Here is a 23787-nt window from a genome sequence, read left to right as displayed (position 1 = left end):
TGCCAAGGCGGCGATCGTTGGCAGGCGAATGCCGAACGCGCGGCCGATGGTTCTGGCGGCACAACGGGAAAGTTACAGCCGGGAGTCGAGCAGCGGGCGCAGGCTTGCCTGCGCTTTCAGCAGCAGCGGAAGGTAAGTGTCGATCATCTGCGGCAGCGGGCTGCGCACGAGGTTGGCACCGACGTTCATGGCGGCGACCACCGCGCCGGCGCTGTTCAGCAGCGGCACGGAGAGGGAGCAGAGGCCCAGCTCCAGCTCCTGGTCGATGCCCGCGTAACCCGCCGCGGCAACGTCGGTGAGAATTTTCATCAGGGCGTCGATGTCCGTCACGGTGCGCGGCGTGTGGGCGTGGCGGTCGGAGCGTTCGAGCACATCGCGCGCCTTGGCCGGCGGCAGCGCGGCGAGCAGCACGCGGCCCATGGAGGAGCAGTAGGCGGGCAGCCGGCTGCCCGGCATGAGGTTGATCGCCATCACCCGCTTCTGCGAGGCGCGCGCCACGTAGATGATCTCGGTGTCGTCCAAGAGGGAGACCGAGGCGCTCTCGCCGGTCTGCTCGGAGATACCTTCCAGCACCGGCTGCACCGTGGCCGGCAGCGAGGCCGAGCGGGTGTAGGCGAGCCCCAGGCGCAGGGTGCGCGGCGCCAGGCGGAAGTACTTGCCGTCGTAGTCGGCATAGCCCAGGGCGTCGAGGGTCAGGAGGCAGCGCCGCGCCGTCGCCCGGTCGAGCCCGGTGCGTTCGGCCACATCCGACACCGACAGGCCCAGCGATCCCTCGCCGAAGGCCTCGATCACCGCGAGCCCCTTGGCCAGACCCTGCATCACGTCGGTCGGCCGCCGGTCGGTCAGCCAGTCCCTCTCCATGCCCTTCGGCCTCCATATAAGCTGTGCCGTCAGGCACATTGTGTTCGATATTTGAACAAATATCAATTATCGAACAAACGCCCTTGAGGCCGGGCCGGCGATTTGGGACCAATAGGAAAACGTGAGGAGGAAGCCCCCTTGCCCGCCGCTCAATCGTCCGCCGCCCGATCATCGGTCTTTATGCCGCTGTCCCAGGCGGTCCACGAGAACCTCAAGGCCGGCGACAGCGTGGCCTTCGAAGGCTTCACCCACCTGATCCCCCACGCCGCGGCCCACGAGGTGATCCGCCAGGGGATCGGCGGCCTCACGCTGATCCGCATGACCCCCGACGTGGTCTACGACCAGCTGATCGGCATGGGTCTGGTGAAGAAGCTGATCTTCTCCTACGCAGGCAACCCGGGCGTCGGCCTGCTGCGCCGCCTGCGCGACGCGGTGGAGAACGGCTGGCCGCAGCCGCTGGAGATCGAGGAGCATTCCCACGCCGCCATGGCCAACGCCTACGAGGCCGGCGCCGCCGGTCTGCCGCTGGCGGTGTTCCGCGGCTACAAGGGCGCCGATCTCGCGAAGGTCAATCCCAACATCAGGTCGATCACCTGCCCCTTTAGCGGCGAGGTGCTGGCTGCCGTGCCGGCGCTGCGCCCCGACGTCACCTTCATCCATGCCCAGAAAGCCAGCAAGCGGGGCGAGGTGCTGATCGAGGGCATCGTCGGCGTGCAGAAGGAAGCAGTGCTGGCGGCCAAGCGCGCCGTGGTCACCGTGGAAGAGGTGGTCGACGACTTCCGTGGCGTGCACCCCAACGCCTGCGTGCTGCCGCACTGGACCGTGAAGGCCATCGCCGTGGTGCCGGGTGGCGCGCATCCCTCCTACGCCCACGGTTATTACGAGCGCGACAACCAGAGTTACCTGGCCTGGGACGAGATCGCCGCCGACCGCGAGCGCTTCCAGCAGTGGATGCAGGACAACGTGTTGAACGCAAAGCCGGAAGACTTCGCCACGCGCGTCGCCAGGCTGAGGGCCGCGAGATGACCGAACAGAGCTTTACTCCCGACGAGATGATGACCATTGCCGCGGCGCGCGCGCTGGGCAACGACGACGTCTGCTTCGTCGGCATCGGCGCGCCCTCGGCCGCCTGCAACGTCGCGCGCCTGACCCACGCGCCCGATATCACCCTGATCTACGAGAGCGGCACCATCGGCACCGCGCCGGACGTGCTGCCGCTGTCGATCGGCGACGGCATCCTCTGCGAGACGGCGGTCACCACCGTCGCGGTGCCGGAGATGTTCCGCTACTGGCTGCAGGGCGGGCGCATCACCATCGGCTTTCTGGGCGCCGCGCAGCTGGACCGCTTCGGCAACATCAACACCACGGTGATCGGCGACTATGCGAAGCCGAAGACGCGCCTGCCCGGCGGCGGTGGCGCGCCGGAGATCGCCTCCTCCTGTGGGCAGATCTTCATCACCATGAAGCAAAGCAAGCGCGGCATGGTCGAAAAGATCGACTTCGTGACCTCTTTCGGCCACGGCGATGGCGGCAAGGCGCGCGAGAAACTAGGCCTGAAGACCAAGGGGCCGACGCTGCTGATCACCGACCTCGCGGTGTGGAAGACCGATCCGGAGAGCGGCGAGTTCGTCGTCGCCTCGCTGCATCCCGGCGTGACGCGGGAGCAGGTCGCCGAGACATGCGGCTGGCCGGCGCGCTTCGCCGAGGTGCTGGAGGAGACCCCGGCGCCGACGGCACTGGAGTTGAAGACCCTGCGTGACCTGAAGGCGCGCACCGCCGCCGCTCACGGCAAGACCGGGGGAGACGCGTGATGCCCGAGGCCTTCATCTGCGCCTACCTGCGCACGCCGATCGGCCGCTTCGGCGGGTCGCTCTCCGCCGTGCGCGCCGACGACCTGGGCGCCGCGCCGCTGAAGGCGCTGATGGAGCGCCTGCCCTCGGTGGACTGGGGTGCCGTCGACGACGTCATCTTCGGCTGCGCCAACCAGGCCGGCGAGGACAACCGCAACGTCGCGCGCATGTCGGCCCTGCTGGCCGGCCTGCCGGAGACGGTGACCGGCACCACCATCAACCGGCTCTGCGGCTCCGGTATGGATGCCGTGCTCACGGCGGCACGCGCCATCAAGGCCGGCGAAGCCGAGCTGGTCATCGCCGGCGGTGTCGAGTCCATGAGCCGCGCGCCCTTCGTCATGCCGAAGGCGACCCAGGCCTTCTCGCGCAACGCGGAGATCTACGACACCACCATCGGCTGGCGCTTCGTCAATCCGCTGATGAAAAAGGCACACGGCGTCGACTCCATGCCCGAGACCGGTGAAAACGTCGCCGAGGACTACAAGGTGTCGCGCGAAGACCAGGACACTTTCGCCCTGCGCTCCCAGCAGAAGGCCGCGGCAGCGATCAAGGCCGGGCGCCTGGCCAGGGAGATCGTGGCTGTCAGCATTGCCAACCGCAAAGGCGCGCCGACTGTGGTGGATGCGGACGAGCATCCGCGCGAGACCACCCTGGAGGCGCTGGCGAAGCTGGGCACGCCGTTCCGCGAGAACGGCACGGTGACCGCCGGCAATGCCTCGGGCGTGAACGACGGCGCGGCGGCCCTGGTCATCGCCTCGGCGGCGGCGGCCAAGGCACAGGGCCTGACGCCGATGGCCCGCATCCTGGGCGGCGCTACCGCCGGCGTGCCGCCGCGCATCATGGGCATGGGCCCGGCGCCGGCAACCCAGAAGCTGTGTCGGCGCCTGGGGCTGTCACCAAAGGATTTCGACGTGATCGAGCTGAACGAGGCCTTCGCCAGCCAGGGCCTTGCCGTGCTGCGCGAGCTCGGCATCGCCGACGTCGACCCGCGCGTGAACCCCAACGGCGGCGCCATTGCGCTGGGCCATCCGCTGGGCATGTCCGGCGCGCGCATCACCGGCACAGCGGCGCTGGAGCTGACCGTGAAGACGGCCGCCAAACGGGCGCTGGCCACCATGTGCATCGGCGTCGGCCAGGGCATCGCCATCGCCCTCGAAGGCGTTTAGCGGAGCGAGGCTCAACCGGCCGCCGATTGATCCCGGCGTTCCGGCGCGCTCCGCCTGAGCGGCCAGGCATGCAGACAGGCGATGGCACCCCATTGCCAACTGCATTTGACATGGGGCGGAAATTCGAGAGATTAGAAAGGCTTGCCTGTTCGTGTTCCGACAACGGCAACGCTTCCACGCTCAATCATCGGCCCTGGTCGGGGCCGGGGGAATACGCAGAGGGTGCCTGACATTTTCGAACCGCCGCGCGGCGCCGAAGGACGCGCCGCAGCGGCGATCCTTCGCACGACGCCGGTGCAGCCGCGGCAGGCAAGCCGCTGCGGTCGGGCGCAATGAACGGACGGCGCTTTCTCCAGCTTGCGCTCTGTTACGGCGTGGCTTCTGTCGCCGGCTATCTCTTCGACCTGCTCGGCCTGCCGTTGCCCTGGATGATCGGTCCGCTGATCGCCACGGCGCTGATCGGCCTGGTGGTGAAGCCCGTCGACATCCCGAAGAAAACGCGGCCCGTCGCCCAGGTCACCGTCTCCGCCCATGTCGGCCTCTATTTCAACGCCGCGGCGCTGACCGCGATCATCGACCACGGCCTAGTGATCCTGGGCGTCGCGCTGGCGACGGCGGCCATCGGATTTCTGATGTCCGGCCTGCTGCGGCGCATGACCGGCACCGACCCCGTCACCGCTTTCCTCGCCAGCATGCCGGGCGGGCCGGTGGAGATGGGCAACATGGCGCTGCAGTACGGCGGCGATCCGGGCCCGGTGGTCTTCGCCCAGACGCTTCGCATTTCCGCCATCGTCATCTTCGTGCCCGCGGCGCTCTATTACCTGCTGCACGAGACGCGCGGCGACCTGGCCGAGGCGGAGGTCGCGATGGACTTCGCCGGCATGGCACTGCTCGTCGCAGGAGCAGTCGGCTCGTCCATGCTGTTCCGCGCCTGCCGCATCAGCAACCCCTTCTTCCTGGGACCGCTGGCATTCTCCTGCATCGGCACGGTGCTGGAACTGCCGCTGGCGCCCCTCCCCCACGAGGCGGTCTCCGCCGCGCAGGTGCTGCTGGGCACCTGGCTGGGCTCGACCTTCCGGCGCGAACTCTTCCTCAATGCCGGGCGCCTGGTGGTGGCGACCACCATCACCTCGATGCTGCTGGTCGTCCTCTGCACGGCCTTCGCCGCCAGCCTGGCGCTGGTGACCGATTTCCCCTGGGAGATTCTGGTGCTGGGCGCGGCGCCGGGCAGCGTCACCGAGATGTCGCTGACGGCGCGCTTCCTGCATGAGGACGTGGCGCTGATTACCGCCTTTCACCTGGTGCGCATCTTCCTCATCATTCCCACCACGCCCTTCATGCTGGCCCTGGTGCACAAGCGGGCCGCGCTGCCGCCGCCTAGCTCGAAACGCAAGGACGGGCACGAGGACAACTACGACTAAGGCCGCGCGCGGAACAGGTGCAGCGGCCCGTAGCGCAGCACGAAGAGGCCGAAGGCGACAACCCAGAGCAAGCCGGCGCTGTGCAGCAGCGGCAGGTAGGCGGCATCCGACAAGGACGCGGCGACGCGCAGGGCAGCCGCCGCGAAGATGGCCAGGTAGATCACGGCGGTCCAGCGGTCCGCCGCCAGGGCGCGGCCGCTGTGGCCGAGAGTCGCCCGCGTCATCACCGCCAGCGTCATGGCACCGATGGCCCCGGCGGTCAGCGCGTGCAGGCCCGCCGTCGGCGACAGGTCGCCGGGGCGCAGCACACCAAAGCCCAGCAGCAGCAGGCCGAGCGGCACCCAGAGGAAACCGAGGTGCAAGCTCCACACCAGCGGCTCGGAGAGGGTCTGGCGCCCCTGCCAGCGGAGCAAGCGCGCGCCGTTGAGCCCACCGGCGATGAGCAGGGCGGCGCCAGCCAGCGGATTCTCCGGCACTGCGACCCAGGTGCCCAGGGCGCCGAGAGTCGCCAGCAGGCAGAGCTTGTCAAAGCCGCCGAAGGACGCCGGCAGGGCCGTGGCGCCGCGCTTGGCCAGCCAGTTGCGCGTGAAGCTGGGAATGATGCGCCCGCCGATGAGAGCAATGAGCAGCACCACCACCGCGATGCCGAGACGCTCACCCAGCGCGCCGAGATCGGCCCAGCCGACGGCCTGCAGGTGCGTGAGTCCGTTGGCCGCCACAAGCAGGATGAGCCCGAGGGGTAGCGGCAGGTTGCGCCAGTTGCGCCCGGCGATGATCTCGCGCAGGGCAACGGCCAACAGCACCACCAGGAAGGCGAGGTCGATGGCGGCGGCGGGCAGCGCCCCGACGGCGGCCGAGCCGGCGACGGCGAAACGGCCGGCCAGCCAGGTGGCGAAGAGCAGCGCCAGCGGCAGGCCGCGCAGCGGCAGCCGCCCGGTCCAGTTGGGAACCGCCGTCAGCAGGAAGCCGGCGATCACCGCCGCGGCAAAACCGAAGACCATCTCGTGGGCGTGCCAGGCGACGAAGTCGAAAGCCGTGGGCACGGCAAGCGTCCCTTGGAACACTAACAGCCAGAGGGGCACCGCCACCGCCGCCCACACGCCGGCCGCCAGGAAGAACGGGCGGAAGCCGTCACGAAACAGGGCCGGGCCGTCGTAGGAGTCCCGCCGGGACATCGTTGCACCACTACTGCTCACTTCGCTTGCTCCTCCATCTCCACCGCCTTGCCGCCCGGCCGGCGACGTTGCAGCAGGCGCGCCGAAAGCTGCACCAGATCGTCCGGTGTCAGGCGCAGGCGGGCCAGCGGCAACACCACGGAATTCTCCAAGGCCAGGTGGCGGCGCTCGTTGCGCGCGAAATCCACCATCGCCTCGCGCAGGCCGGGCAGGTCAGAGACAGCCTGCGCATCGCGCAGGGCGGTCTGCAATCCCTCGATCACGATGGCGGCGAGATGGCGGTCACCGGCATGCTCGGCGGTCAGTGCCGAGAGCACCCGTTCGATCTCGTCCTCAGGCGGGCAGCGCCGGCGCATCAAGGGAAAGAGGTCCTGCTCCTCGTCCTGCACATGCAGCACCGTATCGTGCTGCAGAAAGGCGAACACCTCGGCAGCCAGCAGGGGGTCGAGTCGCTCGGCCAGCGCCACCTGCTCGATGAGGTTGCACAGCTTGCGCTGGCGGAAATGCTCTGCGAAGAAAAAGTCGAGAGGATCGCTGAGCAGCGCAACGGAAGTCGGTTCGATCTGCGACGGACTCTTGCGCGCGGCACTCATGACGATCCGCCTCCGCTTCTTTCCCCTACCTATTGCACGAGCGGCGATTGCGCACCGCCCAATTCAATCCCCTCCACCTCGGCGGCGCCGGCCAGCACGCGAATGTATTGCGCCAGCGCCCGCTGCCAGCTCGCCGCCTGCAGGTAATCGGCGATCCGCTGCTCGACCATCTCGAAAGGCAGCTGGCGGCCGTCGATGCGGCGATCGAGCCGCAGCACATGCACGCCGTAGCGCGAACGCACCGGCACCGGGCAGAGCTGGCCTTCTTCCAGGTTCATCAGGAAGGTCTCGAACTCCGGCACGGTATCACCGCGCGCAACCTGGCCTAGGCGCCCCTCGTTCTGTGCGGAGGTGCAGGCGGAGTATTCCACCGCCAGACCGGCGAAGGCAGCAGGGTCCTGCAGCAGCACCGCGATGAGCCGCTTGGCCGTCTCCACCGCCTGGGTGTAGGCCGCATCGTCATCCGGCGCCGCGGACAGCAGGATGTGCGCCGCCTCGAACAGGTCGGGGCTGCGGAAGCGCGCCCTGTTGTTGTCGTAGTAGCGCCGGCAGGTGGCAGCATCGGCCTCTGGTACCGTCACTTCCTGCTCCAGAAGACACCGGATCAGGGCGTCTTCGTCGGTTTCCCGGCGGCCTTCCCCGTCCGCCTGCCGGTCGGCCTCGACCCCGAGACGCCGCGCCTCCTGCAGCAGCAGTTCCCGCACCGCCAGCGCTTCGGCGGCAGCGGCGAGCGCGGCCTCCGGGTCTCCGGCCGGGTGGTTCTGGGCTTCCGACAGCACTGCCGCCGCCGGGATCGTCACGTCATTGATGCGGATCGCCTGCATGGCCCTACTCCGCCGGCCGCTGCATCCGCCCGGCCTGGGCCGGACGGCGTGAGCGCACGATCTGGTAGCCGGGTCGCCAGAAGTAGCGCAGCGGCACGCTCAGCATGTGCACCAGGCGGGTGAAGGGGAACACCAGGAAGATCGTCAGGCCGAGAAAGAGATGCAGCTTGAAGATCGGATGCGCCCCGGCGATGTAGCTGGACGCGGCGAAGTCGAAGGTGAAAATGCCCTGCGCCCAGGCCATAAAGGTGACCATCTCGTGGCCGTCCAGATGGTTCAAGGAGATCGGGATGGTGGCGAGGCCGAGGGCGAGTTGCAGCCACAGCAGCAGGATGATGGCATTGTCGCCGAAGCTGGAGGACGCGCGGATACGCGGGTCGAAGAGACGGCGATGGGCCAGGAGAGTCGCGCCGACGAGGGCGAAACCGCCGGCGACGCCGCCGACGACGATGGCCAGGATCTGCTTGAATGTGTGGCTGATGCCGACCAGGTCGAACAGCTGAATCGGCGTCAGCAGGCCGACCAGATGCCCGAAGAAGACGATCAGCACGCCGAGGTGAAACAGCACCGATCCCATGACCAGCTGGCGCCGGCGCAGCAGCTGGCTGGAGCCGGAGCGCCAGGTGTAGGGTTCGCGGTCATAGCGGATGATCGATCCGAGGGCGAGCACCGCCAGCGCGATGTAAGGGTAGATCCCGAAGACCAGAGTGTTGAGGAAAGCAGCCATGGTTCTTGCTCCTCAGGAAGGCTTGGTGCCGGCGGGTGAGTCCATCCGCGCCAGTGTATCGCGAACGGCCGGGCAGCCGCCGCCGGGAGCGATGCCCGCGGCGGACCCCGGGCCGAAGGTGACCGGGTGGTCCTCCCAGGCACGGTCCAGCGCCTCGAGATCCTCGGGGTCGTCGTCTCGCTCGGCGAGCAGGCCCTCAAGCTCGGCCTTCGTCACCTTTCCCCGGGCGATCCCCTCCAGGGCCAGCATGACCCAGGCATAGGCGCTCTCGCGCTTGCGCAGACGCTGGCCGAGGGCAGCGATGACGTGCAGCGGCTGACCTAAAAGCTCGCGCGCCTCCGGCAGCGGCCGGGTGGAGAGGAACTCCAGGAACAGCGGCAGGAAGTCCGGCAGCTCGCGCGCCGAAATGTCCATGCCATGCTCGGCGTAATGCTCGGCGAGGTCGACCATCGCCTGGCCGCGGTCACGGCTCTCCCCGTGGATATGCTCGAAGATATGCAGCGAGAGCGAGCGCGTGCGGTCGAACAGGAGCGTATAGCGTTCCTGCAGATCGTAGAGGTCGCCGGCGCCGATGCCTTCGACGAAGGCGATGAGGCCGGGCAGACAGTCCGCCGGCACCAGCTTCTCCTTGGCGAGGATCTCCTTCATATCCTCGGCCGCTGCCTGGATATCCTCGTCGGGATAGGTCAGCAGCAGGGAGAGCACCTTGAATGTTCTGCTCATCAGAACACCTCCGTTGGGGTCTGCACCTTCTTCTTGCGGCCACCGCTGAAGAGGTTGTTTTCGCTGGCGCCGCCCGAGCAGCCGTTGCCGAAGCTGAAGCCGCAGGAGCCGCGCAGGTCATAGGCGTCCTCGCCGATCTCGCGGTGCGCCGTCGGAATGACGAAGCGGTCCTCGTAGTTGGCGATCGCCATGACGTGGTACATCTCCTCGATGCGCTGCGGAGTGAGGCCGACCCGCGTCGCGAGCGACTCGTCGATGACGCCGTCAACCGTCTTGGAGCGCATGTAGGCGCGCATGCCCAGCATCCGCTGCAGCGCCTCGGCCACCGGCTTCTCGTTGCCGCCGGTCAGGAGATTGGCGAGATAGCGCAGCGGAATGCGCAGAGCATTCACGTCGGGCAGGCCGTCGTCCCAGGCGATCTTGCCGGCCTCGGCCGCCGACTGGATCGGCGACAGCGGCGGCACGTACCACACCATCGGCAGGGTGCGGTACTCCGGGTGCAGCGGAAAAGCGATCTTCCAGTCCATCGCCATCTTCCACACCGGCGAGCGGCGCGCCGCCTCCAGCCAGGTCTCGGGGACGCCGTCCTGGCGCGCCTGCTCGATCACCTCGGGATTGTTCGGATCGAGGAAGATATCGAGCTGCGCCTGGTAGAGGTCGCCCTCGTCCTGGGTCGACGCCGCTTCGGCGATGCGGTCGGCGTCATAGAGCAGGACGCCGAGATAGCGGATGCGCCCGACGCAGGTCTCCGAGCAGACCGTCGGCTGCCCGGCCTCGATGCGCGGATAGCAGAAGATGCACTTCTCCGACTTACCGGTCGACCAGTTGTAGTAGATCTTCTTGTAGGGGCAGCCGGAGACGCACATGCGCCAGCCGCGGCACTTCTCCTGGTCGATCAGGACGATGCCGTCCTCCTCGCGCTTGTAGATCGCGCCCGACGGACAGGCCGCCACGCAGGTCGGGTTGAGACAGTGCTCGCAGAGGCGCGGCAGGTACATCATGAAGGTGTTTTCGAAGACGCCGTAGATCTCCTTCTCGATGCCTTCGAAGTTCACGTCCTTGGAGCGCTTCTCGAACTCGCCGCCCAGGATCTCCTCCCAGTTCGGGCCCCATTCGATCTTCTCCATGCGCTCGCCGCTGATGAGGGAGCGCGGCCGGGCCGTCGGCGAGGCCTGGGACTCCTTGGCGGTCTGCAGATGCTCGTAATCGAAGGTGAAAGGCTCGTAGTAATCGTCAATCTCCGGCAGGTCCGGATTGGCGAAGATCTTCGCCAGCACCCGCCATTTGGCGCCGATCCTGGGCCGCAGGCGCCCGTTGCCGGTGCGCTCCCAGCCGCCGTTCCAGCGCTTCTGGTTCTCCCATTCCTTGGGGTAGCCGATGCCGGGCTTCGTCTCGACGTTGTTGAACCAGGCGTATTCCATACCTTCGCGGTTCGTCCACACGTTCTTGCAGGTCACCGAGCAGGTGTGACAGCCGATGCATTTGTCGAGGTTCAGCACCATGCCGATTTGAGCGCGGATCTTCATTATTCTGCTGCCTCCCCCTTGAGAGATTCCTGGCCGTCGCCAGCCGGGCGCTCGAGCCAGTCGACCTTGTCCATCTTGCGGACGATGACGAACTCGTCGCGGTTGGAGCCAACCGTCCCGTAGTAGTTGAAGCCATAGGACTGCTGCGCGTAGCCGCCGATCATGTGGGTCGGCTTCAGCACCGCGCGGGTGACCGAGTTGTGGATGCCGCCGCGCTGGCCGGTCATTTCGGAGCCCGGGGTATTCACGATCTTCTCCTGCGCGTGATACATGAAGAGCGTGCCTTCCTTCATGCGCTGGGAGACCACGGCGCGCGCGGTCAGCGCGCCGTTCACGTTGTAGGCCTCGATCCAGTCGTTGTCCTTGATGCCGGCCTTGCGGGCATCAACCTCGCTGATCCACACCACGGGGCCGCCGCGGTTGAGGGTCAGCATCAGCAGGTTGTCGGTGTAGGTCGAGTGGATGCCCCACTTCTGGTGCGGCGTGATGAAGTTCAGCACCACCTGCGGATTGCCGTTGTCCTTCGACTCGATGACCGGCTTCACCGTCTTGGTGTCGATCGGCGGACGGTAGACGCAGAAGCCCTCGCCGAAGGCCCGCATCCAGAGGTGATCCTGATAGAGCTGCTGGCGGCCGGTCAGCGTGCGCCAGGGGATCAGCTCGTGGACGTTGGTGTAGCCGGCGTTGTAGCAGACTTTTTCGGACTCGATGCCCGACCAGGTCGGCGAAGAGATGATCTTGCGCGGTTGCGCCACCACGTCGCGGAAGCGGATCTTCTCGTCTTCCTTCGGCACCGCGAGATGCGTGTGGTCGCGCCCGGTCGCCTTGCCGAGGGCTTCCCATGCCTTCACCGCCACCTCGCCGTTGGTTTCCGGTGCCAGCATGAGAATCACCTCGGTCGCATCGATATCGGTGTCGATGCGCGGCATGCCCTTGGTCGTCCCCTCGTCCTGCACGACGCCATTGAGGCGGCCGAGGCCTTCGACCTCGTGCTCGGTGTTCCAGGAGATGCCCTTGCCGCCGTTGCCGATCTTGGTCATCAGCGGACCCAGAGCAGTGAAGCGCTTGTAGAGGTTGGGGTAGTCGCGCTCGACCACCGCCACCTGCGGCATGGTCTTGCCGGGAATGGCCTCGACCTCGCCCTTCTTCCAGTCCTTCACCTCCATCGCCTGGGCCATCTCGCCGGGCGTGTCGTGCAGGATCGGCACCAACACGACGTCCTTCTCGACGCCGAGCACCTCGGGCGCCACCTCGGAGAACTTCTTGGCGATGCCCTTGTAGATGTCCCAGTCGCTGCGGCTTTCCCAGGCCGGGTCGGTCGCCGCGGTCAGCGGGTGGATGAAGGGGTGCATGTCGGAGGTGTTGAGGTCGTTCTTCTCGTACCACGTCGCCGTCGGCAGCACGATGTCCGAGTAGACGCAGGTGGTCGACATGCGGAAGTCGAGCGTCACCAGCAGGTCGAGCTTTCCTTCCGGCGCCGCGTCGTGCCACACCGCTTCCTGCGGCTTGGTGCCACCCTCCTCGCCGAGGTCCTTGCCGAGCACGCCGTGCGAGGTGCCCAGCAGGTGCTTGAGGAAATACTCATGCCCCTTGCCCGAGGAGCCCAGCAGGTTGGAGCGCCAGACGAAGAGGTTGCGCGGCCAGTTGACCGGCTTGTCCGGATCCTCGCAGGACATCTTCAGGCCGCCCGACTTCAGCTGGTCGACGACGTAGTCCTTGGGCTCTTGGCCCGCCGCGGCGGCCGCCTTGGCGATCCCCAGCGGGTTGGTCTCGAGCTGCGGCGCGGAGGGCAGCCAGCCCATGCGCTCGGCGCGGATGTTGTAGTCGATGAGGGCGCCGTCCCAGGGACCCTCCGGCGCCGTCGGCGAGAGGATATCCTTCACCCCCAGGCTCTCGTAGCGCCACTGGTCGGTGTGGGCATAGAAGAAGGAGGTGGAGTTCATGTGCCGCGGCGGGCGGCCCCAGTCGAGCGCGAAGGCCAGCGGCAGCCAGCCGGTCTGCGGGCGCAGCTTCTCCTGGCCCACGTAGTGCGACCAGCCGCCGCCGGACTGGCCGACGCAGCCGCACATGACCAGGAGATTGATGATCCCCCGGTAGTTCATATCCATGTGGTACCAGTGATTGAGGCCGGCCCCCAGGATGACCATGGAGCGGCCGTTGGTCTTCTCGGCGTTGCCGGCGAACTCGCGCGCCACGGTGACGATGTGATCGGCGGGCACGCCGGTGATCGCCTCGGCCCAGGCCGGCGTGTAGGGCACGTTCTCGCCGTAATCCCTGGCGACCATGCCGCCACCTAGTCCGCGGTCGAGCCCGTAGTTGGCGACGAAGAGGTCGAAGACGGTGGCGACCAGCGCTTCGCCCTCGGCCGTCTTCAGCGCCTTTACCGGCACCCGGCGCAGCAGCACGTCGGGATGGTCGGTGCCCTTGAAGTGGTCGTGCTCGCGGTTGCCGAAGTAGGGGAAGCCGACATCGACCACGTCGTCGTGGTCCTTGTCGAGAATCTGGCTGAGACGCAGCTTCACCGCGCGGCCATCGGCGTCCTTTTCCTCCAGGTTCCACTTGCCCTGCTCGCCCCAGCGGAAGCCGACCGACCCCTGCGGCGCCACGATGCCGCCGGTGTTCTCGTCGATGGCAAGGGTCTTCCATTCGGGATTGTTCTCCTGACCCAGCTTGCCGTCGAGATCGGCAGCGCGCAGCAGGCGCTCCGGCAGGTAGTGGCCGTCCTTCTTCGTCAGGCGCACCAGCATCGGCATGTCGGTGTAGCGCCGGGCGTAGTCCTCGAAGTAGTCAGCCTGCCGGTCCAGGTGGAACTCGCGCAGGATCACGTGTCCCATGGCCATGGCGAGCGCCGCGTCGGTGCCCTGCTTCGGATGCAGCCAGAGGTCGGCGAACTTGGAAGCCTCGGAGTAATCCGGGCTGACCACCACGGATTTGGTGCCCTTGTAGCGCACCTCGGTATAGAAGTGGGCGTCCGGTGTGCGGGTCTGCGGCACGTTAGAGCCCCAGATCATCAGGAAACCCGCGTTGTACCAGTCGGCACTCTCCGGCACGTCGGTCTGCTCGCCCCAGGTCTGCGGCGAGGCCGGCGGCAGGTCGCAGTACCAGTCGTAGAACGACATGCAGACGCCGCCCAGCAGAGAAAGGTAGCGCGATCCGGCGGCGTAGGAGACCATCGACATGGCCGGGATCGGCGAGAAGCCGATGATGCGATCGGGGCCGTAGGTCTTTGCGGTGTAGGCATTGGCGGCGGCGATGATCTCGTTCACCTCGTCCCACTTCGCCCGCACGAAGCCGCCGAGACCGCGCTTCCTGGTATAGGCCGCGCGCTTCTTGGGGTCTTCGACGATGGCGGCCCAGGCGGCGACCGGCGTCCTTACCGCGCGCGCCTCGCGCCACAGCTTGAGGAGGCGCCCGCGAATCAGCGGATACTTCACCCGGTTGCCCGAGTACATGTACCAGCTGTAGCTGGCGCCGCGGCTGCAGCCGCGCGGCTCGTGGTTCGGCAGGTCCGGCCGCGTGCGTGGGTAGTCGGTCTGCTGGGTCTCCCAGGTGACGATGCCGCCCTTCACGTAGATCTTCCACGAGCAGGAGCCCGTGCAGTTGGCGCCGTGGGTCGAACGCACGATCTTGTCGTGCTGCCAGCGCTTGCGGTAGGCGTCCTCCCAGCTGCGATCTTCACTGGTGGTGACACCATGACCGTCCGCGAACTCGCCCAGCGCCCTGCTGGAGAAGAAGTTCAACCTGTCCAGAAGTTGGCTCATTCCCGATCTCCTTCTTTCAGCTTGCCGTCACGCCGGCCGGCGGGATGGCGGGGCGTCCGCGTTCGATGTCGTGCAGCAGGCCGCCCCGGCGCGTATAGATCACCCAGGTCAGCACGGCGCAGCTGACGTAGAAGATCAGGAAGCCCCACAGCGCCGCCTGCGGCCCGCCGGTCATGGCGATCGAGGTGCCGTAGCTCTTGGGGATGAAGAAGGCGCCGTAGGCGGCGATCGCCGATGTGAAGCCGATGATGGCCGCCGACTCCTTCTCCGCCTGGCGGACACGCTCCGCCGGGTTGAGGTGCGGCATCAGGCCGCCCATCTGCTCGCGCATGATCACCGGGATCATCTGGAAGGTCGACGCGTTGCCCACGCCGGTGGCGAAGAACAGCAGCATGAACATCGCGAAGAAACCCCAGAAGGCACCCGGCTGATCCTTGATGCCGAGGAAGTAGAGGACACCGAAGACCGCGGCGATCATCACCAGGAAGGTCCAGAAGGTGACGCGCCCGCCGCCGAACTTGTCGGAGACCCAGCCCGTCGCCGCCCGCGACAGCGCACCGACCAGCGGCCCCAGGAAGACGAACTGCAGCGAGTCGACCTCGGGGAACTGCGTCTTGGCGAGCAGCGGGAAGCCCGCCGAGTAGCCGATGAACGAACCGAAAGTGCCGGTATAGAGCCAGCACATGATCCAGTTGTGCCGGCGGGTGAAGATGATCGACTGCTCCTTGAACGAGGCCTTGGCGGTGGCGAGATCGTTCATGCCGAACCAGGCGGCGATCGTGGAGGCGATCAGGAACGGCACCCAGACGAAACCGGCGTTCTGCAGCCAGAGGCGGGTACCGTCGCCGGCTTCCCTGGCCTCACCGCCAAGGGCGCCGAAGACACTGGCAGTGATGACCAGCGGCACGACGAATTGCATGACGCTGACGCCGAGATTGCCGAGTCCCGCGTTGAGTGCCAGCGCATTGCCCTTCTCCTTCTTAGGGAAGAAGAAGGAGATGTTGGCCATGGAAGAGGCGAAGTTGCCGCCGCCGAGACCGCACAGCAGTGCCAGAACCAGGAAGATTAAATAGGGCGTATCGGGGTTCTGCACCGCGTAGCCGATGCCGAAGGCCGGGACCAGCAGGGACGCCGTGGTGATCGTGGTCCACAGCCGGCCGCCGAAGATCGGCACCATGAAGGAGTAGAAAATCCTGAGCGTGGCACCCGAAAGCCCGGGCAGCGCCGCCAGCCAGAACAGCTGGTCGGTGGTGTAGGTGAATCCGATGGCCGGCAGCTTGGCCACCACCACGGACCACACCATCCACACCGAGAAGGCCAGCAGCAGGGCCGGGATCGAGATCCAGAGGTTGCGGCGGGCGACCGCGCGGCCCTTGGTTTGCCAGAACTCATCGTCGTCCGGCCGCCAGTCCTCGATCGCAGCCGGGCGCATGGCCTTTTCCTGCTCGCCGCCGTGGATCGGCTGCATCTCGGGCAGCTGCGGCAGCGCGGCGAGTTCGCCCTGCAGCGCCGCACGCTCCATCTGGCGGATCGAAAAGTGCATCCAGATCAGCGACACGGCGACGATGGCGAACAACAGCATGAAGCAGCTGGTCCACACGCCCGTAAGGTCGAGCATGACACCGAAGGTGATCGGCAGCACGAAGCCGCCGAGCCCGCCGATCAGGCCGACCAGGCCGCCGACGGCGCCGACATGGCCCGGGTAGTAGACCGGGATGTGCTTGTAAACCGCCGCCTTGCCCAGCGACATGAAGAAGCCGAGCACGAAGATCAGCACCACGAAGGGAATCAGACCCATGCTGGTGGAAAAGGCGATCGGTCCCTGGATGCCGTGGATGACGTAATCGGTATTGGGATAGGAGAGCATGAAGGTCGCCAGCACCGAGACGCCGAAGGTCCAGTACATCACCGCACGCGCACCGTACTTGTCTGAGAGATGGCCGCCGTAAGCGCGAAAGATGCTCGCCGGAACCGAGTAGAAGGCGGCCAGCATGCCCGCCGTGGTGATGTCCAGGCCGTAGACGCCGATGAGGTAGCGCGGCAGCCACAAAGCCAGGGCAACAAAGGCACCGAAGACGAAGAAGTAATAGAGTGCGAAACGCCAGACCTGCAGGTTGCGCAGCGGCTCCAGCTCCATCCAGGCGCTGGGGGCCCTGACGCCCGAGGCGCGGCGGGCCTTGAGCTGGGGGTCATCGTCGGTGGTGAACCAGAAGACCACCGCCATGACCAGCAGGACCGCCGCCCAGACCTGCGCCACCATGGTCCAGCCGAAGGCGACCAGCACGAAGGGCGCGCAGAACTTGGTGACCGCCGCGCCGACGTTGCCGGCACCGAAGATGCCGAGCGCCGTGCCCTGCTTTTCCTTCGGGTACCACTTGGAGACATAGGCGATGCCGACGGCGAAGGAGCCACCGGCGAGGCCGACACCCAGCGCGGCCAGCAGCATCATCTCGTAGGTCGTTGCGTAGGACAGCAGGAAGGTGGCGATGGCCGCCAGAACCATGGTGAAAAAGTAGACGATGCGACCGCCGTACTGGTCGCTCCAGATGCCGAGAAAGATGCGGCTGAGCGAGCCGGTCAGGATCGGTGTGCCGGCCAGGAGGCCGAATTCCGTATCGCTGAGCCCCAGGTCCTGTTTGATGCGCACGCCGATGATGGAAAAGATCGTCCACACCGCGAAGCAGACCGTGAAGGCCAGCGTGCTCATCCCGAGGACCCTGTTCTGCTGGCCCCGTGTCACGCCTTGCAGGTCTTGCATGACTTCCTCCTCGAACAACGAACCGACAAATGTCGGCGCAGAGGCGATGCCTCTGACGCAAGGAGGATCATTCTCGTGCAGCCGCACGGTTTATTTGATACAGGTCAATCGAAGTACTTCATCCGAGGAAAAAAGCCCAAAGATGTAGTGCTTTGACTTTGCAATTAGCATTTATTGTTCTGTCACATTTATTTTTCATCTCGCCTCTTGATAAATGTCAAATCACGCGATTAACTCGGGCTGGGGCCGGATGTGCAGGAGAGTCTCCACTTGAGGGTGCGCGACATACCGTTGGTGCGGGAGTTGGACCTCTTCCGCGAGATGGAGGAGGCGAACTTCGACGAGTTGATGCAGGCCGCTTTCCTGCAGCGCTTTCCCCCGCAGGTCCAATTGATCACCGAAGGGGATCCGGCGGATTTCCTCTACATCATGGTCGAAGGCAGCGTGGAGCTCTTCGCCGGCAACAACGGCCGCGAGACCTCGATCGAGATCGTGCGGCCGGTCGCCACCTTCATCCTCGCCGCCGTACTGCGCGACGCGACTTTCCTGATGTCGGGGCGCACTGTCGAGAGCTCTCAAATTCTCATGGTGCCGGCGGAGAACGTGCGGGCCATCTTCGCGCGCGACCATGTCTTCGCCCGCGCCGTGGTGCGCGAACTGTCCGCCCGCTACCGCGGCGTGGTGAAGTCGCTGAAGAACCACAAGCTGCGCAACGCCGTGGAGCGACTGGCCAACTGCCTGCTGCGTGCCGATGCCGAACAGGGTGGCACTGGCACCGTGACGCTGCAGGTCGACAAGCGCACCCTGGCGGCCCTGCTGGGCATGACACCGGAGAACCTGTCGCGCGCCTTCGCCACCCTGAAGCCCTATGGCGTCGACGTGAACGGCCGCGAAATCCACCTGACCAAGCCGGACGACCTGCGCAAGCTGGCCAAGCCCTCGCCGCTGATCGACGATCCCTCAACCTGAGCGCCGCGCAGACGTTCGATGCGCGCCTTCCCGGGGCCGTCGAGCACACAGAGGCCCCACCCCCGGCCTAGATCACCGAACTGTCGCGCTCGTCGGCAAAGATGATCAGCCGCCCACAATGACGCGGTTGCGGAAGGCTGGCCGAGCGGAGCAGCGCGCATACCACGCCTCGACCGCGGGCCAGGCTGCGAGGTCGCGGCCGAGGTACAGCCAGCGGCTCAGGCAGATCGCCGGGGGAATGTCGCCGATGCCGAAGCTGCCGCCGACATAATCGCGCCCGGCCAGCTGACCCTCCAGAATGTCGAGCGGGCGGTGAGCCTTGTCGAGCGCCTGCTGCACCTCGGGCGATTCCAGCGGCTTGCCCTCGCGTTCCACCGCGACATAGGCGACGCGCAGCGGCGGCCACAGGGTGGTAATGGTCCAGTCGAGCATCATATCGCTGTGCGCGGCATCGGCCGCATCGCCGGGGAACAGCGCGGCGCCGGGGTTCTGGCGCGCGTAGTGGCGCAGAATGGCATGGGATTCCCACAGCACCAGGTCGCCGTCGATCACCGTCGGCACGAGGCCGTTGGGATTGAGCGCGCGGTAGTCGGGATCGTCGAGGCCGCCGAACTTGCCGCCGCGGTCGAAGCGCTCGAACGGCAGCCCGATCTCGTCGAACAGCCACAGCACCTTCTGGACATTGGTGGAATTGGCCCTGCCGTGCACCACGATCATCGGATGTCTCCCCGAATGCTGAAGCTTATTTGCGCCAGCTCAACTGTTCCAGCAGCACGCCCGCGTCGTCCAGGCCGTCACTGTTCCAGATCGACTGCAACAGGGCATCGACCCCAGCGGCGTCGAGCAGACCGGCGGCGCAGTCGCGAAACTTGCCCTCTACCTCGGCATCGCTCAAGGGGTTGTGCGGACTGCCACGGTAGTTCTCGTCGGCCCAGCGCTCCAGCGTGCGGCCGTCCTTGGTCTCCACAACCACGCGAGAGCGAATGCGGTCCCAGCCCATATCCTCGATCTGCTGGTCGAAGGCGGTCTCGACGCGCTGCTGCATCGCCTGGCACGCCGGCGATGCGACGAATGCGTCGGTGAACTCCGCCTTGCCGCAGCGCCCGCGCAGCACGATCGCCGCGAGCAGGAAGGCGAAGGAGAACTTGCCTTCCAGTTCCGTCTTGGCGATGCGGTAGCGGATCGGCCCCAGCACGTTGCGCCCGGCCCGCAGGGTGACGCGTGCGATGTCGTCGGGCGCAAGGCCCGCTTCGCGCAGCAGGAACAGCAGCGCGTCCATCGAGGGATGCGTCAGCACACCGGAGGGATAGGGTTTGATGGAGACGCCCGGACTGGCCATGGTGAAGGGCTTGCCGAAGCGCTCGCGCACCAGCGACGGCTCGCCGCCCGGCCCGGCCACCGCCAAATAGCCCCACTTGCCGTCCAGCGCCTCTTCGTTGGCGGTGAAGCCCTGGCGGACCAGAAGCGCGGCGGTGACCCCGTTTTCCGCCGCGCGGCCGACGTGCAGCGGCTTGGTCATGGTGCCGAAGCCGGCACGGATGCCGGCGGCCATCGAGGCCGCCACGCCCAGGGTACGGGCGATCCCGGCGGCATCGAGACCCAGCAGCTTCGCCGCCGTGGTGGCCGCGGCGAAGGTGCCGATGGTGCCGGAGGTGTGGAAGCCACGCATGTAGTGGTCGGGGTTGATTGCTTCGGCGATCTTGCAGGCGACCTCGAAGCCGGCATTGAACGCCGTGAAGAACCGTTCGCCGCCGACGGGCTTGCCCTCTTCCGTGGCGACGAGGTCGCTCACCGCCAGCGCGGCGGCGAGCGGCGGTACCGTCGGGTGCATGAGCAGCCCATAGGGTCGCCCCGGCCCCTCGGCGAGCTGGGTGTCGTCCCAGTCCATGGCGTGGCCGGCGGTGCCCGCCCAAAGCGCGGCCCGCGTCGCCGGCAGGCGACGGGCGGCCGCGCCGAGCATGCGGCTCACCCCGGTGCCGCCCTCGCCGGCGATGAAAGCCTCGAGCGCGGCCATGCCCGGCTGCTCGCTGCCGGCCAGCATGACACCCAGTCCATCAATGAGGCAGCGCTTGGAAAGATGCCGCACCTCGGCGTCGAGGTCGGCGAAGGTGATATCCGCCGCGAAGCGAGAGGCCGCGGCCGTGAGGCCGGAGAGATCTTCCCCCGGCGCCGTCGCGTGGACGTCCTGCGATGCCGTTGCCTCTGTTACCATGCCGTTATCCTCCCACCGACCGCGCGCAGCGCACGGCGTCCCGCCCCAGGCACGCGGGGAGTGGGACGCCGGTGCCGACGCAGCTTTTCTGTTGTTGGTTGAGGGCGCCGCCCAGCCGCGGCGCCCGCTGAGATCAGACCGGTGAGGCCGATTTGGCCGCGTCCGGTGAAACGCCCTCCGCCGGCTGAATCTGCGCCGCTTCCAAGGCCGCCAGCAGGCGTGCCTTGGCACGCTCGACGTGACGCCAGCAGGAGGCATGAGCCCGTTCCACGTCGCCGGAGGCGAGTGCATCCACCATCTCGCGGTGTTCCCGGTTGGAGACCGCGAGGCCGCCGCCCTGCACCAGGCTCTTGGCACGGAAGAGATGCATCTTCTTCACGAAACGCAGGTACTCGGCAAAGAGCGTCTTGTTGCCCGCCGATTCGACGATGGTGCGGTGAAACTCCAGGTTCAGCGGATAGTAGGTGTCGAAGTCGGACTTCGCCGCCGCCGCCTCCATGGCATCGAGCTGGCGGTTCAGCTTGGCCAGCAGCTCGTCGTTCATTTTCTGCGCCAGCAGGCGCCCGGCCAGCCCGAACAGCGCGGCGCGGACGTCGTAGACCTCCAGCGCCTCCGCGACGCTCAGCTGCCGCACGAAGACGCCGCGGTTGCGGATCACCTCGACGAATCCCTTGGCCTCCAGGCTGCGCGTCGCTTCGCGCAGCGGGCCCCGGCTGGTGCCGAAGCGCGAGGCGAGCTGGATCTCGTTGAGACGTTCGCCAGGTGCCAGCTCGCCTTCGACGATCAGCCGTTCGATCTGCTTTTCGAGGGCATTGGTCAGGGACACAGTCTTGACGACCGTGAGGTCGTCGAGCGGCTGCGTCAGATTGTCTTCCATAGGGATCACGCGCTGTCACTGTGAAAACTGTAAACAATTTACCAGCCCGCTTCGTCTAGGCAAAGCTTTAGAACGTGGTCCGCTACGCGGTCCGGTTGCAGATGTGCGGCCTCAAACCGGCGGAAAGCCGGGATTCAGCACTCAGAACACGGCCATCACCCGCCGAGCGCGTCCAGCACCGCCTTGGTCACATCCGCGCTCGCCGCCTGCCCGCCGAGGTCCGGGGTCCGCGGACCTGTCTCCGTGACCTTCTCGATCGCCGTCATCAGGCGCGCCGCGGCGTCCGATTCGCCGAGGTCCTCCAGCATCATGGCGCCGGTCCAGAAGGCGCCGATGGGATTGGCGATACCCTTGCCGACGATATCGAAGGCCGAGCCGTGGATCGGCTCGAACATCGAGGGCACGCCTTCGGCCGGATTGATGTTGGCGGTGGCGCCGTTGCCGAGGCTGCCGGTCAGCGCCGAGGCGAGGTCGGAGAGAATATCGGCGTGCAGGTTGGTCGCCACGACGGTATCGATGGCTTCCGGCCTGGTGACCATCAGCGCGGCCATGGCATCGACCAGCTTGAAGTCCACGTCGAGATCCGGAAAGTCGGCCAGGACCTCGCGGCAGACCTTGTCCCAGAACACCATGCCGTGGCGCTGGGCATTGGACTTGGTGACCACGGTGAGGCGCTTGCGCGGCCGGCTCATGGCCAGCTCGCAGGCAAAGCGGCAAATGCGCGCGACGCCCTCGCGGGTAAAGACGGAAACGTCGATGCCGGTTTCCAAGGGCAGCCCGACATGGGCGCGCCCGCCGACACCGGCGTACTCGCCTTCCGAGTTCTCACGCACGATCACCCAGTCAATCCTGGCGCCGAGCTCCGGGCGCAGCGGCCCGGTCATGCCGGGCATCAGCCGCGTCGGCCGCACGTTGGCGTACTGGTCGAGGCCCTGGCAGATGGCCAAACGCAGTTCCCAGAGGGTGATGTGGTCGGGGATCTTGGGGTCGCCGACGGCACCGAAGTAGATGGCATCGAAACCGCGCAGAGTGTCGACGCCGTCCTCCGGCATCATGCGCCCGACTTTGCGATAGCGGTCGGAGCCCCAGTCGAAGGTCGCGGTCTCCAGGGCAAAGCCGCCGTCCAGTCCGGCGACGGCGTTCAACACCTCGACGCCCGCTTCGATGACTTCCGGGCCGATGCCGTCTCCGGGGACGGCCGCAATCTTATACTTACGCATGGGCGCGCTTTCCTCCCTCGCTGCCCAGCGCGTTCAGGATGCCCTGGGTCATGCCTTCGAGGTCGGCGGTGCCGGCGATGTCGCGGGTGCGCGTCGCCGGGTCTGCCAGCGCATGGTCCATCGCTTGGCGCATCAGCGCCGCCGCCTCCACCGCCGGGGATACACCATGCTGACGCCCGAGCCAATCCAGCAGCATGCGTGTCGATTCGATCATCGCGTAGGGATTGGCGATACCCTTGCCGGCGATGTCGGGCGCCGAGCCGTGCGTCGCCTGCGCCATCGCCAGCGACCCGCGGCCGATGCAGAGACCCGGGGCCATGCCGAGACCGCCGACCAGGCCCGCCGCCTCGTCGGTCAGGATGTCACCGAACATATTGGTGGTGACCACGGTGTCGAAGGCTTGCGGCTCGCGCACCAGGCGCATCGCAAAGGTATCGACGATGCACTCGTCCACGGTGATGTCGGGATAGTCCTTGGCCACCTCGTAGCAGGAATCGACGAACATGCCGCAGCCCAGCTTGAACACCGTGTTCTTGTGAACGAGGGTCAGGTGCTTGCGGCGGGCGCGCGCCAGTTCCAGGGCAGCGCGGGCGACCTTGCGGCTGCCTTCCTTGGAGATGACTCGCACCGAGATGGTGACGTCCTCGGTCGGACGGAACTCGCCGGAGCCGGCCACCACGTTGCGATCGGGCTGAAAACCCTCGTTGTTCTCACGCACGATGACCAGATCGATGTCGTCGTAGAGGCAGCCGATGCCGGGATAGGAACGCGTCGGACGCACGTTTGCGAAGAGATCGAAGTGCTTGCGCAGGATCGGATGCGGATTGATCGCCTCCGCCACCTTCGGATACTCCCGGTGCCCGATCGGCCCCAGGATCCAGCCGTCGAGGGCGGCCAGGGTGTCCAGCGTCCCCGCAGGCATGGTGCTGCCGTGGGTATCCAGGGCGCGCCGGCCGATCGGCACCTGGGTCCATTCAATGGCAAGGCCGGTGCGAGCGGCCGCCGCTTCGGCGACGCGCACCGACGCCGGCACGATCTCATGGCCGATGTCGTCGCCCTCGAGCACGCCCAAGCGCAAACTTCTGGATGTCATGGCAAATCCTCAACTGGTAACTTTTATGATT

19 protein-coding genes are annotated in these 23787 nt (G+C 66.8%); 5 read left to right on the top strand and 14 right to left on the bottom strand.

Annotated features, from left to right (window positions below; all coding sequences use genetic code 11):
- Window positions 1–72: 72 nt before the first annotated feature.
- Window positions 73–861, bottom strand: coding sequence for an IclR family transcriptional regulator C-terminal domain-containing protein (locus tag WDC82_RS08070; RefSeq protein ID WP_340116742.1), 789 nt, complete (start codon window positions 859–861; stop codon window positions 73–75).
- 138 nt (window positions 862–999) lie between these two features.
- On the opposite strand from WDC82_RS08070, the gene WDC82_RS08065 reads away from it, so the two are divergent.
- From WDC82_RS08065 to WDC82_RS08050, 4 genes are all read left to right on the top strand, one after another.
- Window positions 1000–1887 carry a CoA-transferase gene (locus tag WDC82_RS08065; RefSeq protein WP_340116741.1) on the top strand — a complete coding sequence of 296 codons (888 nt, stop codon included), beginning with the start codon at window positions 1000–1002 and terminating at the stop codon, window positions 1885–1887.
- Entirely contained in the window at window positions 1884–2672 is a 789-nt protein-coding gene (locus tag WDC82_RS08060) for a CoA-transferase subunit beta (protein ID WP_340116740.1), read from the top strand. The genes WDC82_RS08065 and WDC82_RS08060 overlap by 4 nt, the downstream gene beginning before the upstream one ends.
- Window positions 2672–3877, top strand: coding sequence for a 3-oxoadipyl-CoA thiolase (gene pcaF, locus WDC82_RS08055; protein WP_340116739.1), 1206 nt, complete (start codon window positions 2672–2674; stop codon window positions 3875–3877). The genes WDC82_RS08060 and pcaF overlap by 1 nt, the downstream gene beginning before the upstream one ends.
- A gap of 332 nt (window positions 3878–4209) precedes the next feature.
- Window positions 4210–5298 carry an AbrB family transcriptional regulator gene (locus tag WDC82_RS08050; protein ID WP_340116738.1) on the top strand — a complete coding sequence of 363 codons (1089 nt, stop codon included), beginning with the start codon at window positions 4210–4212 and terminating at the stop codon, window positions 5296–5298.
- Here WDC82_RS08050 and WDC82_RS08045 read toward each other — a convergent pair.
- The 8 genes from WDC82_RS08045 to WDC82_RS08010 are packed head-to-tail and all read right to left on the bottom strand — an operon-like array spanning window position 5295 to window position 17385.
- Window positions 5295–6473, bottom strand: coding sequence for an NnrS family protein (locus WDC82_RS08045; RefSeq protein WP_340116737.1), 1179 nt, complete (start codon window positions 6471–6473; stop codon window positions 5295–5297). The two genes, WDC82_RS08050 and WDC82_RS08045, sit on opposite strands and share 4 nt — an antisense overlap.
- 17 nt (window positions 6474–6490) lie before the next feature.
- Window positions 6491–7066, bottom strand: coding sequence for a hemerythrin domain-containing protein (locus WDC82_RS08040; RefSeq protein WP_340116736.1), 576 nt, complete (start codon window positions 7064–7066; stop codon window positions 6491–6493).
- 29 nt (window positions 7067–7095) lie between these two features.
- Window positions 7096–7890, bottom strand: a complete 795-nt coding sequence (locus WDC82_RS08035) for a peptidylprolyl isomerase (RefSeq protein ID WP_340116735.1) — start codon at window positions 7888–7890, stop codon at window positions 7096–7098.
- 4 nt (window positions 7891–7894) lie between these two features.
- Entirely contained in the window at window positions 7895–8617 is a 723-nt protein-coding gene (gene narI / locus WDC82_RS08030; protein WP_340116734.1) for a respiratory nitrate reductase subunit gamma, read from the bottom strand.
- Window positions 8618–8629: 12 nt separating this feature from the next.
- Complete coding sequence (gene narJ, locus WDC82_RS08025; RefSeq protein ID WP_340116733.1) at window positions 8630–9340, bottom strand: nitrate reductase molybdenum cofactor assembly chaperone; 711 nt, start codon at window positions 9338–9340, stop codon at window positions 8630–8632.
- Window positions 9340–10866 (bottom strand): nitrate reductase subunit beta, encoded by a 1527-nt coding sequence (gene narH, locus WDC82_RS08020; RefSeq protein WP_340116732.1) that lies wholly within the window; start codon window positions 10864–10866, stop codon window positions 9340–9342. Before narH ends, narJ begins: the two co-directional genes overlap by 1 nt.
- A complete protein-coding gene (locus WDC82_RS08015; protein ID WP_340116731.1) occupies window positions 10866–14627 on the bottom strand; it encodes a nitrate reductase subunit alpha in 3762 nt (1253 codons plus the stop codon). Before WDC82_RS08015 ends, narH begins: the two co-directional genes overlap by 1 nt.
- A 16-nt stretch (window positions 14628–14643) precedes the next feature.
- The gene (locus tag WDC82_RS08010; RefSeq protein ID WP_340116730.1) at window positions 14644–17385 is read right to left on the bottom strand and encodes an MFS transporter; all 2742 of its coding nucleotides are present in this window, start codon (window positions 17383–17385) and stop codon (window positions 14644–14646) included.
- A 276-nt stretch (window positions 17386–17661) separates the two neighbouring features.
- Between WDC82_RS08010 and WDC82_RS08005 the strand changes: the two genes are divergently transcribed.
- Window positions 17662–18354, top strand: coding sequence for a cyclic nucleotide-binding domain-containing protein (locus WDC82_RS08005; RefSeq protein ID WP_340116729.1), 693 nt, complete (start codon window positions 17662–17664; stop codon window positions 18352–18354).
- A 105-nt stretch (window positions 18355–18459) separates the two neighbouring features.
- Here WDC82_RS08005 and WDC82_RS08000 read toward each other — a convergent pair whose 3' ends face one another.
- From WDC82_RS08000 to WDC82_RS07980, 5 genes are all read right to left on the bottom strand, one after another.
- The gene (locus WDC82_RS08000) at window positions 18460–19071 is read right to left on the bottom strand and encodes a glutathione S-transferase family protein (RefSeq protein ID WP_340116728.1); all 612 of its coding nucleotides are present in this window, start codon (window positions 19069–19071) and stop codon (window positions 18460–18462) included.
- 25 nt (window positions 19072–19096) lie between these two features.
- Window positions 19097–20566 carry an MmgE/PrpD family protein gene (locus tag WDC82_RS07995; RefSeq protein WP_340116727.1) on the bottom strand — a complete coding sequence of 490 codons (1470 nt, stop codon included), beginning with the start codon at window positions 20564–20566 and terminating at the stop codon, window positions 19097–19099.
- 133 nt (window positions 20567–20699) lie between these two features.
- Window positions 20700–21443 (bottom strand): FCD domain-containing protein, encoded by a 744-nt coding sequence (locus WDC82_RS07990; RefSeq protein WP_340116726.1) that lies wholly within the window; start codon window positions 21441–21443, stop codon window positions 20700–20702.
- Window positions 21444–21598: 155 nt separating this feature from the next.
- On the bottom strand, window positions 21599–22663 hold the full coding sequence (locus WDC82_RS07985) for a tartrate dehydrogenase (protein WP_340116725.1): 1065 nt from the start codon (window positions 22661–22663) through the stop codon (window positions 21599–21601).
- Window positions 22656–23756 carry an isocitrate/isopropylmalate family dehydrogenase gene (locus tag WDC82_RS07980; RefSeq protein WP_340116723.1) on the bottom strand — a complete coding sequence of 367 codons (1101 nt, stop codon included), beginning with the start codon at window positions 23754–23756 and terminating at the stop codon, window positions 22656–22658. The genes WDC82_RS07985 and WDC82_RS07980 overlap by 8 nt, the downstream gene beginning before the upstream one ends.
- Window positions 23757–23787: the final 31 nt, after the last annotated feature.

The organism is Pelagibius sp. 7325, from assembly GCF_037652055.1.
GTDB lineage: Bacteria > Pseudomonadota > Alphaproteobacteria > Kiloniellales > Kiloniellaceae > Pelagibius.
Note: the sequence above shows the minus strand (reverse complement) of the source record. Positions and strands in the feature narration are given on the sequence as shown.

Bases quoted from the DNA above. Each gene is read 5' to 3' on its own strand.
- WDC82_RS08070 (WP_340116742.1), bottom strand. From the start codon at position 861: ATGGAGAGGGACTGGCTGACCGACCGGCGGCCGACCGACGTGATGCAG.
- WDC82_RS08060 (WP_340116740.1), top strand. From the start codon at position 1,884: ATGACCGAACAGAGCTTTACTCCCGACGAGATGATGACCATTGCCGCG.
- pcaF (WP_340116739.1), top strand. From the start codon at position 2,672: ATGCCCGAGGCCTTCATCTGCGCCTACCTGCGCACGCCGATCGGCCGC.
- WDC82_RS08050 (WP_340116738.1), top strand. From the start codon at position 4,210: ATGAACGGACGGCGCTTTCTCCAGCTTGCGCTCTGTTACGGCGTGGCT.
- WDC82_RS08045 (WP_340116737.1), bottom strand. From the start codon at position 6,473: ATGTCCCGGCGGGACTCCTACGACGGCCCGGCCCTGTTTCGTGACGGC.
- WDC82_RS08040 (WP_340116736.1), bottom strand. From the start codon at position 7,066: ATGAGTGCCGCGCGCAAGAGTCCGTCGCAGATCGAACCGACTTCCGTT.
- WDC82_RS08035 (WP_340116735.1), bottom strand. From the start codon at position 7,890: ATGCAGGCGATCCGCATCAATGACGTGACGATCCCGGCGGCGGCAGTG.
- narI (WP_340116734.1), bottom strand. From the start codon at position 8,617: ATGGCTGCTTTCCTCAACACTCTGGTCTTCGGGATCTACCCTTACATC.
- narJ (WP_340116733.1), bottom strand. From the start codon at position 9,340: ATGAGCAGAACATTCAAGGTGCTCTCCCTGCTGCTGACCTATCCCGAC.
- narH (WP_340116732.1), bottom strand. From the start codon at position 10,866: ATGAAGATCCGCGCTCAAATCGGCATGGTGCTGAACCTCGACAAATGC.
- WDC82_RS08015 (WP_340116731.1), bottom strand. From the start codon at position 14,627: ATGAGCCAACTTCTGGACAGGTTGAACTTCTTCTCCAGCAGGGCGCTG.
- WDC82_RS08010 (WP_340116730.1), bottom strand. From the start codon at position 17,385: ATGCAAGACCTGCAAGGCGTGACACGGGGCCAGCAGAACAGGGTCCTC.
- WDC82_RS08000 (WP_340116728.1), bottom strand. From the start codon at position 19,071: ATGATCGTGGTGCACGGCAGGGCCAATTCCACCAATGTCCAGAAGGTG.
- WDC82_RS07995 (WP_340116727.1), bottom strand. From the start codon at position 20,566: ATGGTAACAGAGGCAACGGCATCGCAGGACGTCCACGCGACGGCGCCG.
- WDC82_RS07990 (WP_340116726.1), bottom strand. From the start codon at position 21,443: ATGGAAGACAATCTGACGCAGCCGCTCGACGACCTCACGGTCGTCAAG.
- WDC82_RS07985 (WP_340116725.1), bottom strand. From the start codon at position 22,663: ATGCGTAAGTATAAGATTGCGGCCGTCCCCGGAGACGGCATCGGCCCG.
- WDC82_RS07980 (WP_340116723.1), bottom strand. From the start codon at position 23,756: ATGACATCCAGAAGTTTGCGCTTGGGCGTGCTCGAGGGCGACGACATC.